Source organism: Marinobacter bohaiensis, from assembly GCF_003258515.1.
Classification (GTDB): domain Bacteria; phylum Pseudomonadota; class Gammaproteobacteria; order Pseudomonadales; family Oleiphilaceae; genus Marinobacter_A; species Marinobacter_A bohaiensis.
In genome coordinates this window covers 1-16,448 of record NZ_QGEH01000008.1, presented here as the reverse complement: position 1 = coordinate 16,448, position 16,448 = coordinate 1, and the positions used below count along the sequence as shown (strand labels likewise).

General features: G+C 62.6%; 14 protein-coding genes. 7 read left to right on the top strand and 7 right to left on the bottom strand.

The genetic code is table 11. The annotated features are described in order from the left end of the window. Nucleotides 1-59 precede the first annotated feature (59 nt). The 3 genes from DKK67_RS21000 (at nucleotide 60) to DKK67_RS20990 (ending at nucleotide 3,907) form a co-directional block, all read left to right on the top strand. Entirely contained in the window at nucleotides 60-500 is a 441-nt protein-coding gene (locus DKK67_RS21000; RefSeq protein WP_111498493.1) for a MerR family transcriptional regulator, read from the top strand. Then, entirely contained in the window at nucleotides 497-3,316 is a 2,820-nt protein-coding gene (locus DKK67_RS20995) for a heavy metal translocating P-type ATPase (protein ID WP_111498492.1), read from the top strand. Before DKK67_RS21000 ends, DKK67_RS20995 begins: the two co-directional genes overlap by 4 nt. A 126-nt stretch (nucleotides 3,317-3,442) precedes the next feature. Next, on the top strand, nucleotides 3,443-3,907 hold the full coding sequence (locus DKK67_RS20990; protein WP_111498491.1) for a DUF411 domain-containing protein: 465 nt from the start codon (nucleotides 3,443-3,445) through the stop codon (nucleotides 3,905-3,907). 12 nt (nucleotides 3,908-3,919) lie between these two features. On the opposite strand, the gene DKK67_RS20985 is transcribed toward DKK67_RS20990, so the two are convergent. Beyond that, entirely contained in the window at nucleotides 3,920-4,282 is a 363-nt protein-coding gene (locus DKK67_RS20985) for an EF-hand domain-containing protein (RefSeq protein ID WP_111498490.1), read from the bottom strand. A 201-nt stretch (nucleotides 4,283-4,483) separates the two neighbouring features. Between DKK67_RS20985 and DKK67_RS20980 the strand changes: the two genes are divergently transcribed. From DKK67_RS20980 to DKK67_RS20970, 3 genes are all read left to right on the top strand, one after another. Further along, nucleotides 4,484-6,457 carry a ribonuclease R family protein gene (locus tag DKK67_RS20980; RefSeq protein WP_111498489.1) on the top strand — a complete coding sequence of 658 codons (1,974 nt, stop codon included), beginning with the start codon at nucleotides 4,484-4,486 and terminating at the stop codon, nucleotides 6,455-6,457. 103 nt (nucleotides 6,458-6,560) lie between these two features. Next, on the top strand, nucleotides 6,561-6,782 hold the full coding sequence (locus DKK67_RS20975) for a hypothetical protein (protein ID WP_111498488.1): 222 nt from the start codon (nucleotides 6,561-6,563) through the stop codon (nucleotides 6,780-6,782). A 146-nt stretch (nucleotides 6,783-6,928) separates the two neighbouring features. Next, a complete protein-coding gene (locus DKK67_RS20970; RefSeq protein WP_111498487.1) occupies nucleotides 6,929-8,341 on the top strand; it encodes a putative bifunctional diguanylate cyclase/phosphodiesterase in 1,413 nt (470 codons plus the stop codon). Between the two features lie 128 nt (nucleotides 8,342-8,469). On the opposite strand, the gene DKK67_RS20965 is transcribed toward DKK67_RS20970, so the two are convergent. Next, entirely contained in the window at nucleotides 8,470-9,360 is an 891-nt protein-coding gene (locus tag DKK67_RS20965; protein WP_111498486.1) for an acyltransferase, read from the bottom strand. Nucleotides 9,361-9,516: 156 nt separating this feature from the next. Here DKK67_RS20965 and DKK67_RS20960 point away from each other — a divergent pair, with 156 nt between their 5' ends. Further along, on the top strand, nucleotides 9,517-10,665 hold the full coding sequence (locus DKK67_RS20960) for an alpha/beta fold hydrolase (protein ID WP_228160728.1): 1,149 nt from the start codon (nucleotides 9,517-9,519) through the stop codon (nucleotides 10,663-10,665). A gap of 110 nt (nucleotides 10,666-10,775) precedes the next feature. Here DKK67_RS20960 and DKK67_RS22040 read toward each other — a convergent pair whose 3' ends face one another. From DKK67_RS22040 to DKK67_RS20935, 5 genes are all read right to left on the bottom strand, one after another. Next, nucleotides 10,776-11,117 (bottom strand): DUF4087 domain-containing protein, encoded by a 342-nt coding sequence (locus DKK67_RS22040; protein ID WP_111498485.1) that lies wholly within the window; start codon nucleotides 11,115-11,117, stop codon nucleotides 10,776-10,778. A 289-nt stretch (nucleotides 11,118-11,406) separates the two neighbouring features. Then, on the bottom strand, nucleotides 11,407-12,378 hold the full coding sequence (locus tag DKK67_RS20950; protein ID WP_111498484.1) for a formylglycine-generating enzyme family protein: 972 nt from the start codon (nucleotides 12,376-12,378) through the stop codon (nucleotides 11,407-11,409). Nucleotides 12,379-12,393: 15 nt separating this feature from the next. Continuing rightward, nucleotides 12,394-14,526: a LysM peptidoglycan-binding domain-containing protein gene (locus DKK67_RS20945; RefSeq protein WP_111498483.1), complete on the bottom strand. Its 2,133-nt coding sequence runs from the start codon at nucleotides 14,524-14,526 to the stop codon at nucleotides 12,394-12,396. Further along, entirely contained in the window at nucleotides 14,526-15,350 is an 825-nt protein-coding gene (locus tag DKK67_RS20940) for a DUF4123 domain-containing protein (RefSeq protein WP_111498482.1), read from the bottom strand. The genes DKK67_RS20945 and DKK67_RS20940 overlap by 1 nt, the downstream gene beginning before the upstream one ends. Before the next feature lie 13 nt (nucleotides 15,351-15,363). Further along, on the bottom strand, nucleotides 15,364-16,448 hold a 1,085-nt coding region (locus DKK67_RS20935), incomplete at its 5' end, for a type VI secretion system Vgr family protein (protein ID WP_162628896.1).

Here is a 16,448-nt window from a genome sequence, read left to right as displayed (position 1 = left end):
CCTTTGAGTGGCTCACAGGTTCTAAACTGTGTCCAGATACTCACGAAGGGGTCATCCCGATGAAGGTCAGCGAAGTGGCCCGCGCCGCCGGCGTGAATCCCGACACGGTGCGTTACTACACCCGTGAAGGCTTGCTGCAGCCGTCGCGCAATCCGGACAACGGCTACCACGTCTACTCCAGCGACGACCTGCAGCGGCTGCGTTTCGCCCGCAAGGCGCGCCAGCTGGGCTTCGCCCTGGGCGAGATCCAGTCCATCCTGGGTCAGGCGGACGAGCACCACTCCCCCTGCCCCATGGTGCGCGACATCTTCGAGCAGCGGCTGCGCGACGTAGAAGCGCGACTGGCCGAACTCGAAGCCCTGCGCGATCGCATGCGCGACGCCATGACCGCCTGGCAGAGCATGCCCGACGGTACCCCCGACGGCCACACCATCTGCCGCCTGATCGAGCATTGGGACGACGCCGACGCGCATCCTGCAAACAAGGGAGGTCTCGCATGAACACCGCCACCCCGCAACCGGTTCAACTCGCCATCGAAGGCGCCTCTTGCCAGGGCTGCGTGCGCAAGATCCGACAGGCCCTGGAGGCGCTGGTCGAGGACCCGGAACAGGTGATCGTCGATCTGGAACAGCAGCGCGTTACGCTGCCCGCCGGCACCGATCCCGACAGCGCCGCCCAACGGGTCAGCGACGCCGGTTATCCGGCCCGGCCAATCGACGCCGGGGCACCGGCCATCCTGGCTATCCAGGGCGCCTCGTGCCAGGGCTGCGTCAACAAGATCCGGGACGCCCTGGCGCCGCTGGTGGACGACCCCGATACGGTGACCGTCGACCTGGAGCGGCAGACCGTCACCCTGCCCGCCGGCATCGATCTGGATCAGGCCGCCGCCCGCGTCAGCGAGGCGGGCTACCCGGCACAACGCTTGGCCGCCGATCCCCCGCCACACCCGGGCGATGACGCCGGCGCAAGCTGCGAGATGCCCCCCGAATCCGGGGCGGAGACCGACCGCCACGCGGATCACTCGTCTGCGGCCGGACGCGACGTGCACCTGTCCATCACCGGCGCCACCTGCGCTTCCTGCGTGCGCACCATCGAAACCGCCATGCAGCGGGTGCCCGGAGTCACCGACGCCCGCATGAACCTGGCCGACCTGACCGCCACCGCCCACGGTTCGGCCTCACCCGATGCGCTGGTCCAAGCCATCAGCAGCGCTGGCTACGGCGCCGCGGAAATCCAGGACCCGGACCGCGCCGACGAAGAGAAAGAGGCCGCGGATCGCCGCGAATACCGGAATCTGCTGATCAAGATGGTGGTCGGCCTGGGTCTGGGGGTACCGCTGATGGCCTGGGGCCTGTTCGGTGGCACCATGACGGTCACCGACGCCAACCAGCCCGCGTGGCTGGCGGTCGGCGCCGCTACCCTGGCCGTTCTCGTACTCGCCGGCGGGCATTATTTCACCGGCGCCTGGAAAGCGTTCCGCCACCATAACGCCAACATGGACACCCTGATCGCCCTGGGCACCGGGACCGCCTGGCTCTACTCCATGGCGGTGGTGCTGGTGCCCGAGCTGCTGCCGGCGGCGGCGCGCCACGTCTACTTCGAGGCCTCGGCCATGATCATCGGCCTGATCAACCTGGGCCAGGCGCTGGAGCTGCGCGCCCGAGGCCGCACCTCCCAGGCCATCCGCCGCCTGCTCGACCTGCGCGCCAAGACCGCGCGCATCATCCACGACGACGGCTCCGAGGAGGACATCCCGGTGGAACAGGTGCAGGTGGGTGACCGCTTCCGCGTGCGTCCCGGCGAGAAGATCCCGGTGGACGCCGTGGTCCGCGACGGCGACAGCCGCCTCGATGAAAGCATGCTGACCGGCGAGCCCATGCCCGTGGCCAAGGGCGCCGGCGATGAGGTGTCTGCCGGCACCCTCAACACCAGCGGCTCGCTGGTGTGCGAGGCGACCCGTGTCGGCTCGGAAACGGCCCTGGCCCAGATCATCCAGCTGGTGAAGAAGGCCCAGGGCGAGAAGCCGCCCATCGGCCGTCTGGCGGACCGCATTTCCGCCATCTTCGTGCCGGCCATCCTGCTGGTCGCCATCGCCGCCGCACTGGCCTGGTACAACCTGGGGCCGGCGCCGGCCAGCGCCCATATGCTGGTGGCGGCCACCACAGTGCTGATCATCGCCTGCCCCTGCGCCCTGGGACTGGCGACGCCCATGTCCGTCATGGTGGGCGTGGGCAAGGCCGCCGAATACGGCGTGCTGATCCGTCAGGGTGAGGCCCTGCAACGGGCCGGGCAGATCGACACCGTGGTCCTCGACAAGACCGGCACCATCACCGAGGGCAAGCCCCGGGTCACCGAGCTGGTCCCGGCCGAGGGCGTCGACGAACAGACGCTGCTGAGTCTGGCGGCCGGGCTGGAGCAGCACTCCGAACACCCGCTGGCCCAGGCCGTTCTGGCCGCCGCCGACGAGGCCGGCGTGACGCGCGCCGAAACGCACCGCTTCGAGGCCCTCAACGGCCAGGGCGTCAGCGCCCAAAGCGACAACCAGCGCCTGCGCCTGGGCAACCGGCGCTGGCTGGAAGCGGAGGGTGTGGACCTGAGCGCCCTGCAAACCGCGGCCGACCGCATTGCCGAGGCCGCCGGCACGCCGCTGTTCCTGGCCCGCGACAACCACGCCCTGGGCGTGATCGGCGTGGCCGACCGCATCAAACCGGACTCCCGCGCCGCCATCGATCGCATGCGCAACCAGGGCATCCGCGTGGTGATGCTCACCGGCGACGTGGAAGCCAGCGCCCGCGCCATTGCCCGGGAAGCCGGCATCGATGAGGTGCACGCCAACGTGCTGCCGGAGGACAAGGCCGACATCGTCAAACGCCTGCGGGACGAGGGCCGCACGGTCGCGATGGTGGGCGACGGCATCAACGACGCGCCGGCCCTGGCGGCGTCCGACGTGGGCTTCGCCATCGGCGCCGGCACCGACGTGGCCATCGAGAGCGCGGCCATCACGCTGATGCGGGATTCCCTGGACGGCGTCACCGATGCCATCGCCATCTCCCGGGCCACGGTACGCAACATCCGCCAGAACCTGTTCGGCGCCTTCGTCTACAACAGCCTCGGCGTGCCCATCGCCGCCGGGGTGCTGTACCCGCTGTGGGGCATCCTGATGAGCCCGGTCCTGGCCGGGGCTGCCATGTCCCTGTCGTCGGTCACGGTGGTGACCAACGCCAACCGGCTGCGCCTGTTCAAACCGGCTCACAGCGACGCTCCAGGCACCTCGCCCGATACAGCCACCTCTACCCGTAAAGGAGTCCAGGCATGATCGCATCGATCCTGATCAACGGCGCTGGCCTGCTGCTGGCCGCTTTCGTGATCGGCTGGTTCTGGCTCAGCGGACCGTCACAACCGGAATCACACGATCACCACCATCACCATTGAGGACAAGAGCATGACGCCAACACGACACCTGCTGCGCGCGGCCCTGCTGGCCGGCGGCATGATGGGCACCGCCCTGGCCGCCGCCGGTGAGGCCATCACCGTCTACAAATCCCCCACGTGCGGCTGCTGCAGCGACTGGATCAAGCATCTGGAGGACAACGGCTTCGAGGTGGAGAGCCACGACACCACCGCCCTCAACCAGATCAAGGTAGAGGCGGGGCTGACCCGCAACCTCGCCAGCTGCCACACCGCCTTCGTCGGCGGGGACCGGAACACCGGTTACGTGATTGAAGGCCATGTGCCGGCGCAGGACATCAAGCGCCTGTTGAAAGAGGCTCCGCAGGCCCGCGGTCTGGCGGTGCCCGGCATGCCCATTGGCTCGCCGGGCATGGAGATGGGCGATCGCCAGGATCCGTACACCGTCATGCTGTTCAACGACAACGGCCAGACCCGGCCGTTCGCCCAATACGACTGATCCGGCGGTGATCTACCGCGCCTGCTGGCTGGTGCAGTGGGCGCGGAATTCCAGCTTGCTGATGCGCTGGTCACCGTCGGCGTCGATGACGTCCAGCATGCGCCGGCCGCCCTCGAAATCGGCGCGCGGGGCCTGCGCCTCGACGTTGGCGGGCACCGGCCCGCACCGCAGGTCCTCGCCCACACCGCACTGATGCAGGTACACCAATTCGGCCCGGTCGATGTAATCGTTGCTGTTGCGGTCGGCGCACTCGAACTGGCCACGCGGGCCATCCGCCAGGTGACGACCACCGCCGGGCGGTTGCGGATCGGTGGTGCTGCAGGCGCTGAGCAGGGCCGCCCCCAGAGCGATGGCCAGAGCGTTGCGGATGTTCATCGGTACGGACTCCGTGATGCGGATGGTCGGCGATTCCCGAAGTCTGGACGAGCCCTGCCGAATCCGCCAACACGGCCACGCGATGCGGACCGATCCTTACATTTTTTTCAGAAATGCCACCGTCGGGCATCTGACGACAGTCCTCATAACCGGTATACTGCCCGTCCATTTTCAAAGATCCCGCCAGTCAGGTTCCATCGCATGCTAAACGCCGACGCCCTCACGCAGTTGCGCCAGCTGAAAACCGATATCGAAGCCAATAAAGTGGTCTTCCCGGGCACCGTCAAAGCCACCAACGGCCGGTTCGGGTTCGTCGCCCTGGACGACGGTCGGGATCTTTACCTGCCCCAGGACCAGATGCAGCGGGTCCTGCCCGGCGACCGCATCGAAGTCACCGAGCACGAAGGCGACAACGGCAAGACCTACGGCCAGGTGGACCGCCTGCTGGAATCGCCGCTGAAAACCTTCGTCGGCCGCTACAAAGTGCGCGGCAAGGGGCATTTCGTGGCGCCGGAAACCCCGGGTCTCAATCACTGGCTGTTCATTCCGCCCAAGCAGCGCGCCGGCGCTGAGCCCGGCGACTTCATTTACTGCAAGATCGGCCGCCACCCGGTCAAGGACGGCAAGGGCCAGGCCAGCGTCATCCGGCGCCTGGGCAAGCCGGACCAGGTGGGCATCGAACGGGCCGTCACCGTGGCCCAGTTCGACCTGAGCGAAGACTGGCCGGACGCCGCCCGCAAGGAATTCGAGGCCGTCGACGAGAGCCGCATCGACGCCCTGGCGGAAGGCCGCAGCGATCGCAGCGACGACCCGTTTGTCACCATCGACAGCCCCAGCACCCAGGACATGGACGACGCCCTGTGCGCCGTGCCCAACGCCACCGGCTGGACCCTGTCGGTCGCCATCGCCGACCCCACCGCACTGCTGCCGGTGGACGGCGCCGTGGAACGGGAAGCGCGCCAGCGCGCCACCGCCATCTATTTCCCCGGCGAGCCCCGCCCGATGCTTCACGACGCGGTCAGCACCGGCCTCTGCTCGCTGGTGCCAGACGCCCGCCGCCTGGCCATCGTCTGCGACATCCAGGTGAACAACGACGGCTCGCTGGGCGAGTTCAAACTGAGCGAAGCGATCATCCGCTCCCACGGCAAGCTCAGCTACGACCTGGTGGACGGCGTGATCGCCGGGCGCAGCGACGACGACATCAACGCCCTGCCGGAAGCGGTCAGCGCCAGCCTGGACCAGCTGCACCAGGCCGCCAGCGCCCTACGTCGCTGGCGCGACAGCAACGCCCTGCTGAGCCCGGATCGCCCCGAGTTCCGTCTGCGCCTGGACGATCAGCGCCACATCCGTCTGATCGAACCCTCGCCGCAGAACGAGGCCCACCGTGTGGTGGAAGAGTGCATGGTGGCCGCCAACCGCTGCGCCGCCAGCGCCCTGCAGAACAGCGGCAACGCCGGCCTGTTCATCACCCACCCAGGCCTGCGCGACGACCGCACCGACAACATCAAGTCGCTGCTGACCCAATACGCGCCGGAGCTGGCGGACATCGACGTCACCAGCCCGGACGGCTTCCGCCGCCTGATGACCGAAACCGAGAGCCTCGACGCCGAGGTGCCGATCAAGTCGATCCTGACCCGCCAACTGGCCCGCGCCGAGCTGTCGTTCGACGCCGCGCCGCACCAGGGCATGGGGCTGGCCGCCTACACCACCTTCACGTCGCCGCTGCGCAAGTACACCGACTTCATGGTGCACCGCCTGCTGCGCGCCGCCCTCTGGAACGGCCAGGCCAAACCGCTGGATGCCAGCCAGTTGGAGGCGCTGCAGGAGGGCCAGATCAACGCCCGCCGCGCCGCCAACAACCTGGAACAGTGGCTCAAGAGCCTGTACGCGCCACAGCTTGGTGACGGCGTCTACAGCGGCGTGATCAGCCGCACCACCTCGGCCGGCTTCTTCGTGCGTCTGGACGACAACGGCATCGAGGGCTACGTCAGCACCCGGGATATGACAGGCAAGTACAGCTTCGACCCGATTACCCTGCGCCTGACCGGTCCGGACAACCGTATCTTCCAGCTGGATCAGGCGGTGAACATCCGCTTCACCGGCGTGGACAAGGAAAAACGGCAGATTCTGTTCCAGCTGGCCGACGCCGAATCCGGGTCCAAACCGGAGGGCTGACTTGAAATGGCCGTTTCAGGGGGCCATAGTCCAATCAGGTTCACGGGGAGTCTGTCACCAGGCGCCCCGATCAACGGGAAAGCTTCCCGGGGAGGTGTGACCAATGCGTCCCGACGAGTTCCTGAAGAAGTACGGCTTCGATAAAGAGGACGAAAAGGATCACAGCCTGCGCGGCCAGGCCATGGAACATGCCCGGCATCTGAAACGTCCCCACGCCGGTACCCCCCACGACTGGGAAGACTGGGAAAAGTACCGGCAGTCGCATCCGGATGAGGTCGAGGACGACGGCCAGGACGAGGAAAGCAACGACGAGCCATCCCCCTGAAACCGGCCGCCCCAGCGGCCCCACACGGGTGAACATCAGTGTCCAGGGAAAGCACAGCCAGGGATAACGACAACCCGCTCCGGCAGGGTATCCAAGCTGTCACCCGCCAGCTCCGCGACCGCCTGTTCCGGAGTGAAGGCGGTCTCATGTCCGCTCAGTCCGACGATCCCGATCTGCAGGGTCTGCTCGACACCGTCAATGATCTGCTGGCGCTGATGGACCAGGCCCTGCACGACCAGAAGTACACCGATACCGACACCGGCTTTGCCAACGCCGACTATCTGGAAGAGCAGCTGGAACGCCGCCTGGACAGCGCAGAACCGCCAGACCTGTCGCTGATCCTGCTGGGCATTCCCAACTGGACGCTGGTGTTCGAGACCCTCGACGCGCGCGAGACCCGCCAGCTGAAAATGGCCCTGCGCCAACGCCTGCAGCGCAGCCTGGCCCACGACGAACTGGCCGCCACCCTGCCCGACGGCACCCTCGCCTTCATGGTCTCCCAGGTCACCGAACCCAAGCTGCGTCTGCGCGCCCAGCACATCATGAACGCGCTGGAAGATCCGTTCAGCCTAGGCGAGCGCCAGGTTTGGCTGTCGGCGGTGGCCGCCGCGGCCCTGGGCCAGCCCGACGGTCCCGGCTCCACCCACCGCCTGATCCAGTCGGCGCGGGCGGCCCTGGCGGAAAGCCGCCAGAAGGGCACCGGCAGTTTCGTGCTGTTCGAGGACACCATGCGCGCCCAGCGCCACGGCCGCCTGGACATCGAGCAGACCATCCGCACCGCCCTGCGCCAGGGCTGGCAGGCCTCCTTCCTGCAGCCGCTGGTGGATCTCCAGACCGGCGCCATTGCCGGCTTCGAGGTGCTGTCCCGGATTCACCATCCCGAGCGCGGTGTGATCTCGCCGTCGGTCTATGTGCCGGTCGCCGAGCGCACCGGTCTGATTCGGCCGCTGAGCGAGCAGATGCTGCGCCAGGCCATCCCCATGCTGGAGGACGAAAGCCTCAAAGCGCACTTCGGCGAGCGCTTCAGCCTGGGCGTGAACCTGTCCCCCACGCAACTGCACGACCCGCACCTGGCCGACCACATCCTGCAGATCCTCAAGTGGGAAAACGCCGACCCGTCGCGGCTCAAGATCGAACTGACCGAAACCGCGGTCATGGCGGATCCCAACGTGGCCATCCACCTGATCCATCGCCTGCGCAAGCACGGCGTGGCCATCGCCCTGGACGATTTCGGGTCCGGTTACTCATCGCTGGCCTATATCCGCAACCTGCCGCTGGACCAGCTCAAGATTGACCGCAGCCTGGTGTCGGGCGTGGATTACGACAGCGAGAAACGGGCCATTCTGGAGATGATCCTGACCCTGTGCGAACGCCTGAAGCTGGACGTGGTGGCCGAGGGCATCGAAAACGAAGCGGAGCTGAGCTGCCTGCTGGGCATGGGCGCCCACTACGGCCAGGGCTTCCTGTTCAGCCGCCCCCTGGCGGTGGCGGATCTGCTGGAGCAACTGCCCGCAACGGGGCTGCTGCGGTCGGCGGATGCGGGGGAATCGGTGCGATAGGCGGACCACCGCCCCCGACGAGAACGGATATTCGACGCGGTGGCACCGGAATCACGATGGCAAGCCGAGAGGGTACGCCGCTCTCCGCAAGCGCCCTCACGACTTCAGTGATCGGCCAGCGTCGCGCTTCAGTCTCCCTTGAGGTTCTCCAGCGCCACGTCCTTCTCCGCCCAGATCGAGCCCAGCCAGGCCTTCATCTCCTTGCGGAACGTCGCTTCCTCGCTGTAGTCACGCCCCTTCAGGTGAGCCGGAACAGGCACCGTATCGATGCGCATGCGGATCTCGGGCACCTTGCCGCAGAGGAAGTCCCAGAACGACGGTGAGCCGGCGGGGTAAGCAATGGTCACATCCACCAGGGTTTCGATGGCGTCGCCCATGGCGTCCAGCACAAATCCGGCACCACCGGCCTTGGGCGGCAGCAGGTGCTTGTAGGGGGATTTCTGCTTGGCGTGCTTGGCCGGCGTGAAGCGGGTGCCCTCGACAAAGTTCATCACCGACACCGGCGCAAACCGGAACTTCTCACAGGCCTTGCGGGTGGAGACCATGTCCTGGCCGCGCTTCTCCGGGTGCTTGATCAGATACTCACGGGTGTAGCGCTTCATGAATGGGAAATCCAAGCCCCACCAGGCCAGGCCGATCACCGGCACCCAGATCAGCTCGCGCTTGAGGAAGAACTTGAGGAACGGCGCGCGCCGGTTGAACACCCGCTGCATGGCGAAGATGTCCACCCAGCTCTGGTGGTTGCTCAGCACCAGGTACCAGCCCTGGCGCTGCAGCTTGTCGGCGCCCTGCACGTCCCAGCGGGTCGACTGGGTCAGCTTCATCCAGCCGCTGTTGCAGGCCACCCAGGCCTCGGCGATGGCGATGATCAGCCGCGTACACAGCGCCTGCCAGGGCTTGATCGGGATCAGCTTGAGCAGCGCCGGGATATACAGCAGCACACACCAGAACACGGTATTGATCGCCAGCAGCAGCGCGGCGATGACCCCGCGCACCGGCGCCGGAAGAAAACTCAGCATTGTTGTTGTCCACCCTTGGGCATGAACGAAAAACCGGCGCTCATGATAACAAGCGACTGGCCAAAATGCCCGGCCACCATGCCACACTCGCCACTGACGCCTTGCGCCGGGTCATTACACTTCGGTCACACCATGGGAACCCAAATGAGAGGCATCGTGAGCCGCCTGCAAGCCACCCTGAAGCACAGTTCCGGCCTGGGCCGGAAGGCCCGCGCCTACACCGGCAACGCCTTCGATCGCCTGTTCCGCTCGGCGGACATGGTGCTGGCCGGCCAGACACCGTTCGACGTCCTGGCCGGCGACGGGCTGGTCAGCCTGCGCTATTATCCGCCGCTGACGGAAACGACGGTCGACCTGGGCGACGCGACACTGCCGGTAGCCGACCGGGTCCACCGGGTACCCGTTGTAATCGTGCCGCCGCTGGCGGTGAACATGCTGATCTACGACCTGTTTCCCCAACGCAGCCTGGTGCGTTACCTGCGCGCCCGCGGTTTCGAGGTGTACCTGATCGACTGGGGCATGCCCACCCGCGAGCACAGCCACTACAACCTGCACACCTACGTCGCCGAACTGCTGCCCCGCTACCTGGAAAAGGTGAGACACCACAGCGGCGAACAGGACCTGAGCCTGCACGGCTGGAGCATGGGCGGGCTCTTCACCCTGTTCTACGCCGCGCTGAGCGGCGACCCGCACATCCGCAACGCGATCGTGGTGGGCTCGCCCATCGACAGCCACGCCTCGGGCCTGATCGGCCGGCTCTACCGCCGCTTCAGCGACATGGCCGGCGTGGTGCGACGCCACACGCCGTTCCGCCTGCATAACGTCAAACCCCACTGGCTGCACACGCCGGGCTGGGCCAACACCATCGGTTTCAAACTGACCAACCCGGTGGGCAGCCTGATGGGGTACTGGGAACTGCTGCTGCATCTGGGCGACCGGGAATTCGTCGCCAACCACGCCACCACCGCCGCGTTCCTCAACCGCATGGTGGCCTACCCCGGCGGCATCATCCAGGACACGGTGGTGCGGGTGTGGATCGACAACCAGTTGTCGGAAGGAACCATCCAGATCGGCGACGACCTGGCCCGGCTGGAGACCATCCAGGCCAATCTTCTGGCCATCGCCGGCGACGACGACACCCTGGCCACACCCCGCTCGGCCGCCCGGGTGCTGGATCACGTCAGCTCCACGGACAAAACCTTCCGCGTGGTCCCCGGCGGCCATATGGGCATCCTCGCCGGCAGCCGCGCGCCCGAAGCCAGCTGGATCGAACTGGCGGACTGGTTGGGGAAGCGGTCTAATTGAGGGTGGGTGTGTGAAGTTGAGGTGGTTCAGTTGGCGTATTTGAGGACTTGTCGGCTTCCCACTGACGTTCAATAAACGGCTACCTGCAATCAGTTTATCGAGATGCCGATCTATTTAGTGAAGCTATCCTGATTGAATCCAAGGTCACGCTTTTCCAGGCTCGGATCGGTATTACATCGCTTCAGAGAAAGCTGCGTGAAGGACAAGACCGTGGCGATAACCGATTCATTGGATCGCGCATCGACAGACAGACACCCACAGAAGTAGCCGTACCCATTGTTCATGCTCACGAACTCGGTACGGTCAGAAGGCATGATGAAGTCTGCGCCAACGGCTCGCCGTCCACCTTGCTCTGAGACAATCCATTGCCCTTCACGATCAGTCAGCCAAAGGTTGGCGGGTGATGGGTTGTCGATCCAACCGCATCGTTTTATCTGAGCAAAGGGTGTCATCGGGAAAGTGGCGAGAAAAAGTGCAAAAAGTGTAGCTTTTCGCTCAAACGCATGTCGTGAGATGAACCTGAAAGGTCTTAATCTACAATCTGAAAGCACTCGTCAATCTCTTTAAATACATGCCCTCGTTTCGATTTTGAAGAGCCGAATTTCGCTTTCTCATTACTATTTAGGGCAAGTAATTCAATTCTCATCTTTTGGTCGGCTGGGGCAGGCATCCCAAGGAATGGCGGATGTCCGTGCCCGGGACCCAGGCCTGGATCGATAGGGGATGGTTTGTCCGGAAGGCTCAGTTAACTTGGCTAGCCCGGTTTACGACGCAGCGAAACCCATTGTTGGTATCGTTCACCGGCCGCCCACCTCTCATGAATACGGTATCGCCACCGCCGGCATGTTCGCCCAAGCCAGCCCAGTCACGAACCACTTTCTGGGGATGCTCGGAATCGGTCGGCGCGTCGGGACCTTGTGGGTTTTTGGCAGCCATGTGCTGATAGGCGCTCTCGGCGTACCAGTCGCTTGTCCACTCGGAGACGTTGCCTGTCATGTCATACAAGCCGACGGGGTTTGGAGGATAACTGCCGACCGGACGCCTTTCCGTTTTTAGTGAGGAATGGCTGAGTGCATTGCCTGATGGGGGTGTCGTCGGATCAACGTACTCGTCCGGCCGCTGAAGATAGGTATCGTTCTCCATGGTGCCGTCGTTTGTTGCGTAGGCAACATCTTCTCCCCGGCTGCGTGCGGCATATTCCCATTGAGCTTCTGTAGGCAAGGCAAAGGGCAGTCCTGATTGGTCCGCCAGCCAGGCGCAGTAGCTCTCCGCCTCACTGTAATTTGGGGATCGTGCGGGTTTCTTGTAAAAGTTCGGTGAAGAAGGATCGTCGCTGGCCGTAATGGGGAGCTTGTTTGCCATGACAAACCCGGCGTCCACCGTGTAGTTTTCCAGTCGGCCGACGTCTTTGAGAAAGACAACGAAATCCTCCCAGGTCGTTTCATACTTTGAGATAGAATAGCTATCCAAAGCGACGCTGACAGGTGGTTTATTGTCGTCCGTTAGTGTGGTGTAAGGAGAGTCCTCAGGAGCTCCAATATCCCCTAGGCGAAACGTCCCTCCCTCGAGGAATACCAAATGATCGACAGCCCTGTTCACGGTGCTGTCAACACTTTCCGCTGACGCATCAGAGTCTGAACGAGCGCTTGAACATCCGGCCATCGCGACGGCAAAAGAGATAAGCAGGATCGGACGTTTACGGTTGAGCATCATTTCGCATCCAAAAAACTAGGCTATTCCGCAGTTGCGGCAAGCACTGAACGGGTCAAGTTGGACTGGGGCGTCAGCAATGGCTGATTTGCCCTCAAGCAGTTGCTTGAACATCAGATAGTCATGCCGGTTCTTACCAATAAAGCTGAAGAGCCTCTGTGCATTACTCTCAGCGTTCTCGGGGATCGCAACGCCATCCGGATTCATTCGTTTTGTCGCTTCCTCAAAATCGCGCCAGCCCTGGAACGACTTAAGGATCTCCGCGATCGCACGAACCTTGGTTAGGGTGCCATCGAATAGCTGCGGCGTCAGCCAGTAGTCATATGTCAGTTTGTTCAGAATTGGCCCTTTGACTTCAGGGGGCGAATGAAGGAAAACGCTGTCCTCACCGCGTGCCATATCGTTCAGTATGTTTTCGGCAAGTTCTTCGCTCTCGTTTTCCTGCGACAGGCCTTCTTGCTGCTCACTAATGAATTCCATGACCCAGCTTTCGACTGCGACTATCCCGGAGTTGGCCAGTTCAGCCGCAGCATTTGCGTAATCAAGGCCTTTTGATAGTGCAAACAACGAGATCTGAACATAACGCTTGAAGGCCTCGGACTGCTCCTCGAAGATTTCGAGGTATCGGAAGTCAACCTTGAGCAAGCTGTTATAGACAAAGTGCACCATCCTGACGAGATCGTTGGCATTGACCTGCAAAATGAAACTTCCGCTGGCGCCGAGACCGACAACCAAGCCGGCGTGAGCGTTGACGATAAACTTTCCTGTCCGTGGACTGAAGATGATTTTCAGGTACGCCTCGGCGCCGATACCCGCGGCCCCCTCTACCTTGGGGCCAACCTGGCAGAGCGTTTTCCAGTCGCTTTGCTGTGACAGCGTATCCGTCCAATACAGGCCACCCAGGAGTTCGCATCCGCCACGAATGCCTGCAAACGCACTAGCCTCTGCGTCCAGGCCCTGTCCGTCGTTCGGCTTGGAAGTTATCCCTTTGAGACTTGGAACTCCCTGGCTGCAATCGACTTTAATATTGCCCGCGATGCAAGCGGAGGCTCCGGCATATCCGCTCAGAGTGATCGTCAATCTGGCCTGGAAATGGCCGAGTGTCTCATAGAGTCTTTCTCCGCCCCAGCCGCCTTTGCGATAGTAGATTCTGATTTCAGAATCATTGTTTGCAGGATACGCCTGCTCAATTGATGCTTTACCCTGGGCGAGACTGAACTGTGCATCGGCCCTGGCTTGGACGTGCAATTTACCTGCACTCGGATTGAACTCTGCAAAAGCCCCCGAACCCGCCGCAAACCGCATGAATTGTGCTTCTGCAGAGGCATCGAAACCTGTTTCATTACGCTGACGTTCTTGGTCCTGCTCGTCGCCCCAGATTGACCAGCTGACTTCTTCGTGAAACTGATTGATTGATTTGCTGAAGTTGCTCTCCGGATCCAACTGCCAGAAACTGCTTTTGAGGCGAAAACCGAAATCAGCTTCGACCGCCTCGCGGAGTTTCCCCGTATTCACGCCACTTCGCGAGAGCCATCCGCTTGCTCTGTCGCGGTCCTTGGCTGTCATCTTGTAGCTGCGCCAATGGTTGGCAATCTTGTCAGATCGGACGTAGGTGTAGTGCTTATTGCCCTTGAGGCGTTTAATCTCCGTCAGCTTTGGAGTTGTTTGCATTGAAGTGCCGACAACATCGAGCTCTTCGAGCTCATTGACTGTGGCCTCCTTCTCTTCCTGGATGGGCGTTGCCAGCGCACCCTCGGCATCAGCGGGTAAACTATTGGAGCTCGTTTCTGTCGGGTTGCTGCTTTCCAGGTCCTGGTAGAGTTTTTCGATTGCTCCCCCAACCAAGTTTTCTTCTTCGATCAGGTCGTTTAAATCGTCCTCTGTCAGGAAGAACAGTTCTTCAGTTCCTGTGACGTGAACAATCTCCACGTACTCATCTTCACAAGACGCCGTGTCTGATATATCGGTCGCCTGAGCGGAGGTGAATGCCTGGCCGTTGGATTCGGGCAGCGTGATTTCTTGTCCGGCATAGATGCGGTTGGGATCTTCAATCGATGGATTGAGCCTCATCAGGCCGGAAACCGTCGAGTTGTTCTTCTGGGCGATACGGCTCAGCGTGTCACCCGACTTAACGATGTAAGCTGATGCCATCACGCACCTCCGTATGCCAGTAGATGGTCAAGTCTGGAGAGTTTTTCGATATTGGTGAGTTCGTTATTAGCCAGAAGGGACTGGCACTCAGGGGCTTTGAGTCTTTCGCCATGCTGTATCGCCATTTCTGTGTAGCGGGCGATATCTTTTTCGGTCGAGAAAGCGTGTGTTTCAGCCTGCTGAACAATGGCGTTCAAGGTACTGAATGACTGCTCATCCGGTTTCATTCTCAGGTGGGCTGCAAGTTTCTTGAGATAGCCCTCTTTCTTAGCCCCATTAATCTGGTCAATATGCTTCCGGGTAAGCTGAAACCAGCCTTCATCCTCTGGTTGCTTGATCGAGCCCGTAGGCGTTATCGGGATAGCATGCCAGTCCGCATTTGGGCTCGGATTTTCCCAGGTCTCGACGGGGCCACTAAACGTAGCTCTTTCGCCATCGTTCATGGCGTTCAGGAGATTGGGTAAATGGGATTGGGAATAGAAGCGGCAGTAGCTAAGCTGCCCTGACGGAAGTCGGACACTAATCAGACTTCTCAAATGACCAAGCAACGTGTCAGTTGTCGCCTTTGTTTTCAGAACGATTCCATACTTCGACCATTCACCCAGATTTTCCCACAGGCGTGACTTCGCAGATGGTTTGACGAGTAGAGGGCTCACTTCAATCGCGGATTCATGGCGGGTGTTTCGATAAAGCCATTCCACCCACGGGGAATCATCGTACTTATAAGTGATCATCAGGGCATCGATCATCGCGCCATCGAGTAACAGGAATTCGTTGGGGATAGCTTCGCGATCAAGCTCTGTGGATTTTGACTGTTCCATCATGGCTATTTCCGGCCTAGCTTTCTTCGCACAGGCAGTCCGTAAGCGGACACTGCCCGTTTGGCTGGCGATGGCATTGCTTGCTCAGTAGCGTGTCATTCTGGGCTGCTCGTTTGAGCTTTTGAGGTGAACTAGGCATCGCTTCGAAGGTGTCCCGTGTCGAGCTTTCCGCCAACGCATCCGGCTCCACCGCGTTGTGCACGTTCTTGTCCAGCGACTGCGGCGCGGTGGGCGCGAGGGCGGCGACGGCGGTGCCGCTGCCCGGCGATCCGCCGGAGTTCATCTTGATCGTCGGGCCCGAGACGGTCACGCCGCTGGGGTCGACTTTGACGAAGCTGCCGCCGGCGGTGAGGGTGATTTCGGCGCCGGCTTCGACGACGATTTTCATGCCCGCCTTGTGGTGGATCTCGGTGCCGGCCTGCACCAGTTGGGACTTGCCCTGCTTGCTATGGTGGCTGCCACCCACGGTCAGGCTCATATCGGCCCCGACCTTCTCCCGCTTCTCGCCGGTCACGGTGCTGTGGTCGTTGGCCTGGATCTGGGTGTAGCGGTCCTGGTCGACGGTGAGGTGGCTGTTGTTGTGGACCACCTCGGTGCGGTCGTTCTCGGTCAGCAGGTCCAGGTCTTTCTGGGCGTGGACGTAGATCTGTTCTTTATCGGCTTCGTCCTCGAAGCGCAGTTCGTTGCTGCCTTCGCCCTTGTGGGTCTGGGTTTTCAGGGTGGTGCGGGTTTTGTGTTCCGGCAGCGCGTAGGGCGGCGTGTTGGTGGCGTGATACGTGCGCCCGGTGATGATCGGCTGGTCCGGATCCCCGTCCAGGAAGGAGACGATGACTTCGTGGCCGATGCGCGGCAGCGCCATGAAGCCGTAGTTGCCACCGGCCCAGCCCTGGCTGACCCGTAGCCAGGCGCTGCTGTGTTCGTCATTTTGGCTGTAGCGGTCCCACGGGAATCGCACTTTGACCCGGCCGTGCGCGTCGCAGTGGATCTCTTCGCCGGCCGGGCCGGTGACGATCGCGATCTGCGGGCCGTCCATGATCGGGCGGTTCGGCGTCTTGGGGCGCCAGGTCTTGTCGCCGGGGATGACCTTGAAGGTGTTGCTGT

What these genes read in the sequence shown, in the direction of transcription:
- DKK67_RS21000 (WP_111498493.1), top strand. Translation starts at nt 60, where the DNA reads ATGAAGGTCAGCGAAGTGGCCCGCGCCGCCGGCGTGAATCCCGACACG.
- DKK67_RS20995 (WP_111498492.1), top strand. Translation starts at nt 497, where the DNA reads ATGAACACCGCCACCCCGCAACCGGTTCAACTCGCCATCGAAGGCGCC.
- DKK67_RS20990 (WP_111498491.1), top strand. Translation starts at nt 3,443, where the DNA reads ATGACGCCAACACGACACCTGCTGCGCGCGGCCCTGCTGGCCGGCGGC.
- DKK67_RS20985 (WP_111498490.1), bottom strand. Translation starts at nt 4,282, where the DNA reads ATGAACATCCGCAACGCTCTGGCCATCGCTCTGGGGGCGGCCCTGCTC.
- DKK67_RS20980 (WP_111498489.1), top strand. Translation starts at nt 4,484, where the DNA reads ATGCTAAACGCCGACGCCCTCACGCAGTTGCGCCAGCTGAAAACCGAT.
- DKK67_RS20975 (WP_111498488.1), top strand. Translation starts at nt 6,561, where the DNA reads ATGCGTCCCGACGAGTTCCTGAAGAAGTACGGCTTCGATAAAGAGGAC.
- DKK67_RS20970 (WP_111498487.1), top strand. Translation starts at nt 6,929, where the DNA reads ATGTCCGCTCAGTCCGACGATCCCGATCTGCAGGGTCTGCTCGACACC.
- DKK67_RS20965 (WP_111498486.1), bottom strand. Translation starts at nt 9,360, where the DNA reads ATGCTGAGTTTTCTTCCGGCGCCGGTGCGCGGGGTCATCGCCGCGCTG.
- DKK67_RS22040 (WP_111498485.1), bottom strand. Translation starts at nt 11,117, where the DNA reads ATGACACCCTTTGCTCAGATAAAACGATGCGGTTGGATCGACAACCCA.
- DKK67_RS20950 (WP_111498484.1), bottom strand. Translation starts at nt 12,378, where the DNA reads ATGATGCTCAACCGTAAACGTCCGATCCTGCTTATCTCTTTTGCCGTC.
- DKK67_RS20945 (WP_111498483.1), bottom strand. Translation starts at nt 14,526, where the DNA reads ATGGCATCAGCTTACATCGTTAAGTCGGGTGACACGCTGAGCCGTATC.
- DKK67_RS20940 (WP_111498482.1), bottom strand. Translation starts at nt 15,350, where the DNA reads ATGATGGAACAGTCAAAATCCACAGAGCTTGATCGCGAAGCTATCCCC.